Origin of the sequence: Rubripirellula tenax, assembly GCF_007860125.1 — a bacterium.
Lineage (GTDB): Bacteria > Planctomycetota > Planctomycetia > Pirellulales > Pirellulaceae > Rubripirellula > Rubripirellula tenax.
In genome coordinates this window covers 21,499-29,438 of sequence record NZ_SJPW01000014.1, presented here as the reverse complement: position 1 = coordinate 29,438, position 7,940 = coordinate 21,499, and the positions used below count along the sequence as shown (strand labels likewise).

Below are 7,940 nucleotides of genomic sequence, written 5' to 3'. Positions count from 1 at the left end.
CAACTGCCCAACGCTGATTTAATGCTCGATTCAATGCAATGGGATAACCACGGCATGCACCGGAGTGGCGGTGGTGCGGTTTTCTCGAATTCACGACGTTCGCCGCCACCCGGTGATGCCAACCGTTCCCCGACCGAAGTCTCCTTGTATTGCGCGAACAACCGAACTCGACGATGGCTGATCGAAACGACGGCAAGTGGACTCCCATCACACTCGACGAATTGTGCGTTCTTATCGACGAAGCCGTTTTGTTTTGCAACATCAGTGTGACGCGGGACGCCCTTGTTCTGAAACACCAATCCGAGGTTACGCAATGCCGCGAAACCGACGCACCTCAATCAACCGTCAAACTGCGCCCTGAAGAGACCACACCCGCTGACGCCCATACTCGAAATGATGCGCGGACTGGCCGGCTCGAATGAGCGCATGGCCGACAAGGACAGAATTGATTCACGCGTGATTGCGCGGTACGATTGCGCTCGAAATGCGATGCCGTCTGCTGCTGGATGCCGCAACGGCGCTGCGTGCGATAACCATGCCGTGCAACGGAGCACGGCATCAGGCAATTAGACATGGAAACCACAATGGCCGTGCCCGCTGACGGCAAACGTTCCCCGACTGAAGTCGCCTTGTATTGCGCGAACAACCGAACTCGATGATGGCTGATCGAAACGACGGCAAATGGACTCCCATCACACTCGACGAATTGTGCGTTCTTATCGACGAAGCCGTTTCTCGGCTCGATGGCAACCAGATCCGCTTCTGGGATTCGATACGCATCGATCCTGTGAAATGGATGCAACACCCGTGGGGCGAACTTGGTGGTGGCTTCTGGGTTGTCGCGTTGATTGGCTCGACCGCTATTTGGTACAATGACATCGAAGACGGGTTCAACACGTCAAGATTTTGTCACGCGGGNAAACTCGATGAATACTGGTGCGACGACCTTGAGCTCAATCATGTCGTACACCAAATTCGCCGTTCGATCATAGAGGCGGCACCACTACCTGCAAAGCGTGGACCGCCTCGACCGATGGTCGATGAATGATCTCACCGGAGCGGGGAACCAAACAATGCAACCGAGCGGCGAAGTCGGGCGTTTTCAAATGGTTAATCTTCCGTCGCCGCCGGCTGATCGTAGACGTTATCGGACTGACTCCTCATGTGTTTGGCGTGTTCGCTTGCGTTAGCGACTGCTGCAACGCTGGATTGGGAATTTGTCGTTCGGTGTTTGCTTTAGCGTTTTGACGATTCAAACGCTTTGATCCTCCGTTGACGATTGCCACAACGTAGAGCGTTCCCAAGCCGAACCGGTGTTTGCTGTTGGCGTTTGTTGATGGCACCGTAACGTTTTTGATTCTTCGTTTACCGTCAACAAGCACTGTCGGATGACAATTGCCGTTTTACTGCCGACCCGGTCAACGCCCAATTGCTTGCCGCGTGAACCAAGTCCCGCTAAACTGTGGCGGCGTGGCAACCGCTGCCCGATGCTCGACCAATGCCCGTTCATAAATGCCGATAACAAACACATGCACCGGAGTGGCGGTGGTCACGTTTCTTTGGAATCACGTCAATCGCCGCCACCCGGTGATGTGAGACGTTATCCGACTGACGTCCACAAACGCCGTCTTTCGGTCTGGCGTTGCTTTAAAGCCGACGTCTTTGCTACTCTTCACATTTGCTGCAAACCTAAACTGCCACGCTATGGAAGGCTTCAAATGGAACGTACAAAACGTCGCTCAAATCTTGGTCCTATCGCGATTGGCTTCGCACTTCTATGCGTTGCCACTATTTGCTGCCTTTTCGCATTCGTTACGCTGACATCAACGGTCTCGGGCACCGCGTCTCTGCCGAATGGAACTACCGCCGTCATCAATGGTCCGTTTTCGTGTTCCGCAAATACTCCCACAACAGAGATCGAAGCCGGTGGCCACACTTTTGCTTTCTCTCCGACAACAATTTCTGTCGACGGCGTGCCCGTTGGACCGCTTGATGCATCTGTAACTGACGTTCAGATCCACGCTAGCTTCTGGTCTGCTTCGCTACATGTGAATGGTAACGAGGTCACAAAAACTCGTTGATGTTCGCGTGAACTGCATATCCAAACCAACGGATCTCCAGGAACACCACCCACTTCCCACCCGTGAGCGGGGCAAATTGCGTTAAGATGGGAAGCTTGCGGCAGCGGGCGAATGTTCCTCCACTGCCACCCCGAAGCGCAGCGTTGTAAGTCTGATAACCATGCGATGCACCGGAGCGGCGGTGGTTAGTTTTTTTGATTGCTTGCAAGTCTTTCGCCGCCGCCCGGTGATCGCTACCGTTATCCGACTGAAGGTTAATGCAAAGCCACAACTACAAACGATTCTCCATTCGCGGCACGCTTGTCATCACTGCTCTTGCTGCACTCGGATTTGCGTGGCCACGATGGGGCACAGTCGCAGGCCCAATTGCTGTTCAAGTTTCGATTGCATGTGCAGTCGTCGGCGGATGCCTATGGCGACGTTCGTGGGGCGCGACTTTATTTCGCCGCTCGTCCGCATTGCTTCTGATGTTGTGCCTACTCTATCTCTCGTTTGGCCCCGCTTCATGGGCGCACGCTCGCTACATCATGCCGAAATCGGCAATGCCCGCCTCCTCATGGACCGCCTTCGACGAGTTTTTCTCCGCAGCCTTTGTTCATATCTATAAGCCTGTCGCAGGAACAGCTGTCTTGTCACCAGAACCAGTTCGGTCGTGGACGATGACCTATCTCGCGTGGTGGATGCCTAGCGGAACGAGGTTCTGCGATTGGGGAGACGGGATGGGTTGGCATCGCAACCCAGTCACCTACACTGCCATCCACTATTGACCGCGGATAACCAGTGTCGTGCACCGAAGTCGGACTTGCGGTGTTTTTCAAATGGAAAGTCGTCACTTCCGACTCGGTGACGACCGCCGTTATCCGACTGAAATCGTTCTCCTGTGAAGACATTGTCCATGCCTTACAACGCTGATCCCTACCTCGTCGTGAACTTGAACGGCGAGCGGTCATTGCCCGACGCGTGCGTTTGGTGCAATTCGACGACTAACGTTTCAGATGTGCATCAAGACGTAATCTACCGCCCAGGACTTGGATTTGCGACTCGAAGCGTGATTCGCGCCGTCGTGCGATTGGTAATTGCACACAAGAACCGCTATGAGACTAGCGTCAGTCTGCCGGTGTGTGTGCAGTGTGCTAAGCGTCCCGATTTTTATGCGAACGTCGGCGCCGGAATTTTCATGCTCGCGGTTGCACTTGGCTTTGCGTCGCCATATCTTACAGAGACGATCACTGGTGAAAAGCCAACCATCGCACTCCTGTACTTTGTCATTGCCCTCTTCACCTTCGGGCTGCTTGCTCTTCTATATCCACAAGCGAGAAAGGCCATGCTAAAGACGCGGATGGTGGATTACGCGGATTCAGTGGTCGTCTGGATTTCCGACACCGATCCGTCGTACCGAGAGCGCCTTCCGCAATGGACTGGCGATGCACTCGCGGAACTGCGCTCCCGCCAGAACCGCGGATAACCAAGCCATGCACCGGAGCCGGGCTTGCGTGTTATTACAAATGGAACATCAACCGTCCCGGCCCGGTGATGGCAGACGTTATCCGACTGAAATCAAACAGATGAATGACGATGCTGACCTTATCCCGGTATTCATGCCAGCACTTGGTGCGATCCTTATCGCAGCCGAGGACAAGAAGGGCGAGCCGTTAACGAATGATGAGGCTCTCACTATTCGCGACAATGCCGCTTGCATTATGATGACGCTTGCCGATGCTGCCAAGCTGGCCGAGTCTCGTGGCTATGACGATCTTGATCCGGAAAATTGCTGGTACGACTGGCAGATGCTCCGACGCGAACTGGACCGTAAGCCTGACCTCGATCCCGGTGCGCGTGTGGATATGTTCCGCGCCTCCGACCCTGCATACCAAGAATGCGTTGCTAACGCACGCGCAACGCTCGATGAGTTTCGCTCAATGATGCCGCGATTCGATTCGCATTCCTGCCTAATTAAAACGAAACTTGATGACGGCGAGTCGAGCGGTTTTGTCTGGCTGTTCAACGCGACAGCTTCCGACTCTGGATTCACCGCTGAACTATTTGAGGTTCCACCGTCCGTTCCGCTGCTGTCTGTCGGCCAAGTATTCGACATTGCCGACGCTGACGTGGTTGACTGGATGATTAACGATGATGGCACGCTGTACGGTGGGTTTTCATTGCGGTACCATCGTGCAAACCTTCCGCCTGACGAACGTCCGGCGTTTGACGCACACGTTGGTGTCACAAATTACGGATCTCCAGGAACACCACCCACTTCCCACCCGTGAGCGGGGCAAATTGCGTTAAGATGGGAAGCTTGCGGCAGCGGGCGAATGTTCCTCCACTGCCACCCCGAAGCGCAGCGTTGTAAGTCTGATAACCATGGATTGCACCGGAGTCGGGCTTGCGGGCGTTTTCAAATGGATGACTTTACTCTCCCGACCCGGTGAATCCGGACGTTATCGCAATGAATTGAGTCCGCTTTCCCGCTCCCAGCCTTGATGCATTTGCTTACCGAATTTATCGCTCCACATGGATGGATCGCGTTGACCGTTTGTATGATCGGTACATCACTCGCGTCGTATTTCTGGGCAGGTCGCGGATTCGTATTGTCTGTGCTTTTGGTTGGCGTCGCTTATGCGATTCTTGACCAACGCTGGATTCGAGCCGAAATCGATGCCCCAGGCTGGGATGGAACGCCCGATCAAGATGCGATCTTCTATCTTGGTGTTGCAATTCGACTTGTGTTCATGTCCGTGATTCTCTTCGCCACGTTTGTGACTACGTTGTTCGTCGCCTCGCGATTCGGCAACGGAAAGTCGCTGTGACGATGCTATCCACAGGCGTGCAAATTTGCGATAACCATCGCATGCAACCGAGGACGGGTGGTCAGTTTTTTCGTCTGCTTGCATGTCGTTCGCCCGTCCCGGCTGATGCGTACCGTTCCCCGACGAAGATGCTGACCAAATACCGGCTACTCACCATCGCTGGACTCACCATCGCTCTGACGGTTGGTGCTTGCGTGATCGTAGTGCCTACACTCACGCGTCATATGGTTCGCGAGCATCAACAAAACGTCATCCTCGAGTTTGACCGTTGGGCTGACGAACACTCGATCGTGACAGATCGTGAAACCGCCATCCGCGCTGCTGGAATGATCGATTACATTTCAACCTACTACCCGCCGGGCGACGGCTATCGATCAGATTCGGAAACCGAACGACGATTGGCAGATGCACGACATAACGCCATGTCACGAATTGCGAATGCACTTTCAGCATACACCGGGACTGTAATGGCTCATCCGCTCGACTGGCCTGCTGAGCTGTGCGACAATACTGCTCAAGTCCCAAGAAGCGGGGAACCATCCGATGCACCCGAGTCGCCGAGCCGGGCGTTTTGACAATGGAAGATCTCTCGCGGCGACCGGGTGATCGGTAACGTTCTGCGTTGCGATACGGTCGATGACGATCGTGCTTCTTGCCGTGGTGTGAGTTGCTGTTGATACATCGATGGTGAGTGCCAGCCACGCTCGCGAAATCGCGCCGAAGACAATTGGTATCAGCCGAATCATTGGTGCGTCACACAGCCAAGAGATTTGCTCACGCCTGCTGGGAATCCAATGGCTTAGGAACGACAATTTGCGGGCAACCGAATTCGTGCGAGCCACAGCTTGCGGTGCATGACAACTTTGGCCATGCGCGAATGAAGCGATTCTCTCGCTGCGGCGGTAGAATCGCGAAGAAAATGGTCTATTGAAACTTCGCTGCTCGACACACTTTTTCGCATGCATCGAAAGACAATGCTGTTCAAAGACTGCTGGCGGCTCGAACGTCACTGCAACCAGGTTGACGGACAATTGGCTGAAAAGAATCTGCTTGCTTTTGGTCGTGGAGATCGCTTAGAATTCAGGCTCAACTGGCGGGTTCGACTGCGTGGTGGAGACCGCAGAACCAAGCGATGAAACGAAGTCGCCGAGCTCAGACTAATTTTACCTCAACACCAAACCCGGCGACTCGTTTATCGCCACCGTTCCCCGACTGAAGCCATTGCACAAACACTCGCTCTTACTCGTTCACGGCTTTGGCGTCGCATCGTGTGTTTTTCGACCGCTGCTGCGTCGCCTCAACGATGTTTCCACATCCGCTGAGCTGTTTCGCTATCCAAGCGTGGGACTTGAACTCGCGGAGATTGTCGCACGACTATCCAGGCATCTCCGAGATACGCCACCCGATTCGATCATTGCACATAGTCTTGGATGTATCGCGTCGTGGTTCGCGGTTCGTGATGCGGACTGGCGGGGAACAATTGTTCTGTTGGCTCCTCCACTGAAGACGTTGCCATTGACACGCCTGATCCCCTCTTTTGCACGGATGCCGTTCGCACCACTGTTGGATCACCGCGATCTATTCACTGATCCCGAATTTCGACTGCCGACTCTCCCTGGCTGCACGATTCAAACTATTGCCGGACGCAATGATCTGCTCGTCCATTATCGTGCACACGCCAAACCGATGTCACCACCGCGTGGGTTACAATGCATACACACAATTCGATGCTCTTCTCGCCTTCGGTTGCCAGACGCTGCCTCTCTTGGACTGTCGGCAACGAAGAATGCGGGGAACCATCCGATGCACCCGAGTCGCCGAGTCGGGCGTTTTGACTATGGAAAATCTTTCGCGGCGACCGGGTGATCGGTACCGTTACCCGATTAAAGACACACTGCTTCCTCTCCATCACGGATGATTCCCATGCTATTTCGCATTTCGCTGCTAGCTCTTGCCGTCGCGGTCGCGCAATCGGTGTCACACGCATTGGTAACCGAAACTACGATTACACCCGCGAACAATCGGGGAAACCATGATCGACTTACCGTGGAGGTCGTACGTCACGATGACAATTCCCTCACGTTTTCCGTCTCGATTGCGTGCAAAAAGAACGAACACGCCGTGCTCCGCTCACATGTTGCGGATAATACAACAACCTTCTCATGTCACTCCTGCATGGTCTATCCGATCAATGGAACGGCGACGGCTCGTGTGACGATTCCGGAACGACTGCTGGCAACGTCAACGCTATCTTTCTCGCTCGCAAGCTCCAGCCCGGTGGGTGGCCGCAATCGAATATTGAACTCAGGTGCGAACGTCTACAGAGTTTCACTTACTGATTTCGCCAGCGAGGCGACAACGGTAACATTCGCTCCTGGCGCGGGTGCTGTCCGAGCGGCTTTAGCTCCTGCAGTTCCTCCTCCGATCAACGTTGTTCCAATTGACGGGTAACCAAGCCGTGCACACGGAGCACGGCTTGCAAGGTTTTACAAATGGAAAGTCGTCTCTCCGTGCCCGGTGACGGCTATCGTTATCCGACTGAAATCGTATGATCGAATCCGCTGCTGAGTTTCGCGAATTGCGTGAAAGCGATGATCCCGAACGCTACAACCGCGCCGCGACGGAAAACGCATCGCTTGCAACCTGGACCGCTATCGTTCAATCCATGCCTGACATGCGGTTCTGGGTCGCGCACAACAAGACGGTTCCGGCTTCTGTATTGGCTGCTTTGGCTTCCGACCCAGATGCCAACGTTCGGCACATGGTTGCCCAAAAACGCAAAATTGACCCTGCCACACAGCGATTACTTGCTAGCGACACTGACACTGCGGTTAGATGCGCGCTTGCCCGAAACGCAAAACTTGTCCCCGACGTGCTTGACATGCTATCGCACGACACCGGCCATATGGTTCGTGATGCGGTTCTCCAGGAACACCAGCTACCGGCCCCGCGTCTGACGGGTGAATGATTCAGGTTTTTGAGCGGTGTTTGGCAGCTTGATTTGAGCCTTCGTGTCTCCGGTGCAACGGATTGATCCCTTTTTGCGTCG

Annotated in this window: 7 protein-coding genes; all 7 read left to right on the top strand. The window is 54.5% G+C overall.

Annotated features, from left to right (window positions below):
• The first annotated feature begins 173 nt into the window (after positions 1 to 173).
• The 7 genes from Poly51_RS29560 (at position 174) to Poly51_RS29520 (ending at position 7,859) form a co-directional block, all read left to right on the top strand.
• Positions 174 to 422, top strand: a complete 249-nt coding sequence (locus Poly51_RS29560; RefSeq protein WP_146462550.1) for a hypothetical protein — start codon at positions 174 to 176, stop codon at positions 420 to 422.
• Positions 423 to 3,129: 2,707 nt separating this feature from the next.
• Positions 3,130 to 3,546: a hypothetical protein gene (locus Poly51_RS29550; protein WP_146462548.1), complete on the top strand. Its 417-nt coding sequence runs from the start codon at positions 3,130 to 3,132 to the stop codon at positions 3,544 to 3,546.
• A 28-nt stretch (positions 3,547 to 3,574) separates the two neighbouring features.
• On the top strand, positions 3,575 to 4,351 hold the full coding sequence (locus Poly51_RS29545; protein ID WP_246114863.1) for a DUF2314 domain-containing protein: 777 nt from the start codon (positions 3,575 to 3,577) through the stop codon (positions 4,349 to 4,351).
• A gap of 258 nt (positions 4,352 to 4,609) precedes the next feature.
• A complete protein-coding gene (locus tag Poly51_RS29540; protein WP_246114862.1) occupies positions 4,610 to 4,891 on the top strand; it encodes a hypothetical protein in 282 nt (93 codons plus the stop codon).
• A 128-nt stretch (positions 4,892 to 5,019) separates the two neighbouring features.
• On the top strand, positions 5,020 to 5,466 hold the full coding sequence (locus Poly51_RS30875; RefSeq protein ID WP_186775908.1) for a hypothetical protein: 447 nt from the start codon (positions 5,020 to 5,022) through the stop codon (positions 5,464 to 5,466).
• Between the two features lie 646 nt (positions 5,467 to 6,112).
• A complete protein-coding gene (locus tag Poly51_RS31945) occupies positions 6,113 to 6,757 on the top strand; it encodes an alpha/beta fold hydrolase (protein WP_186775907.1) in 645 nt (214 codons plus the stop codon).
• A 682-nt stretch (positions 6,758 to 7,439) separates the two neighbouring features.
• Positions 7,440 to 7,859, top strand: coding sequence for a HEAT repeat domain-containing protein (locus tag Poly51_RS29520; RefSeq protein WP_186775906.1), 420 nt, complete (start codon positions 7,440 to 7,442; stop codon positions 7,857 to 7,859).
• Positions 7,860 to 7,940 lie beyond the last annotated feature (81 nt).

Excerpts from the sequence above, each read along its gene's own strand:
- Poly51_RS29560 (WP_146462550.1), top strand. The coding sequence starts at position 174 with ATGGCTGATCGAAACGACGGCAAGTGGACTCCCATCACACTCGACGAA.
- Poly51_RS30875 (WP_186775908.1), top strand. The coding sequence starts at position 5,020 with ATGCTGACCAAATACCGGCTACTCACCATCGCTGGACTCACCATCGCT.
- Poly51_RS29520 (WP_186775906.1), top strand. The coding sequence starts at position 7,440 with ATGATCGAATCCGCTGCTGAGTTTCGCGAATTGCGTGAAAGCGATGAT.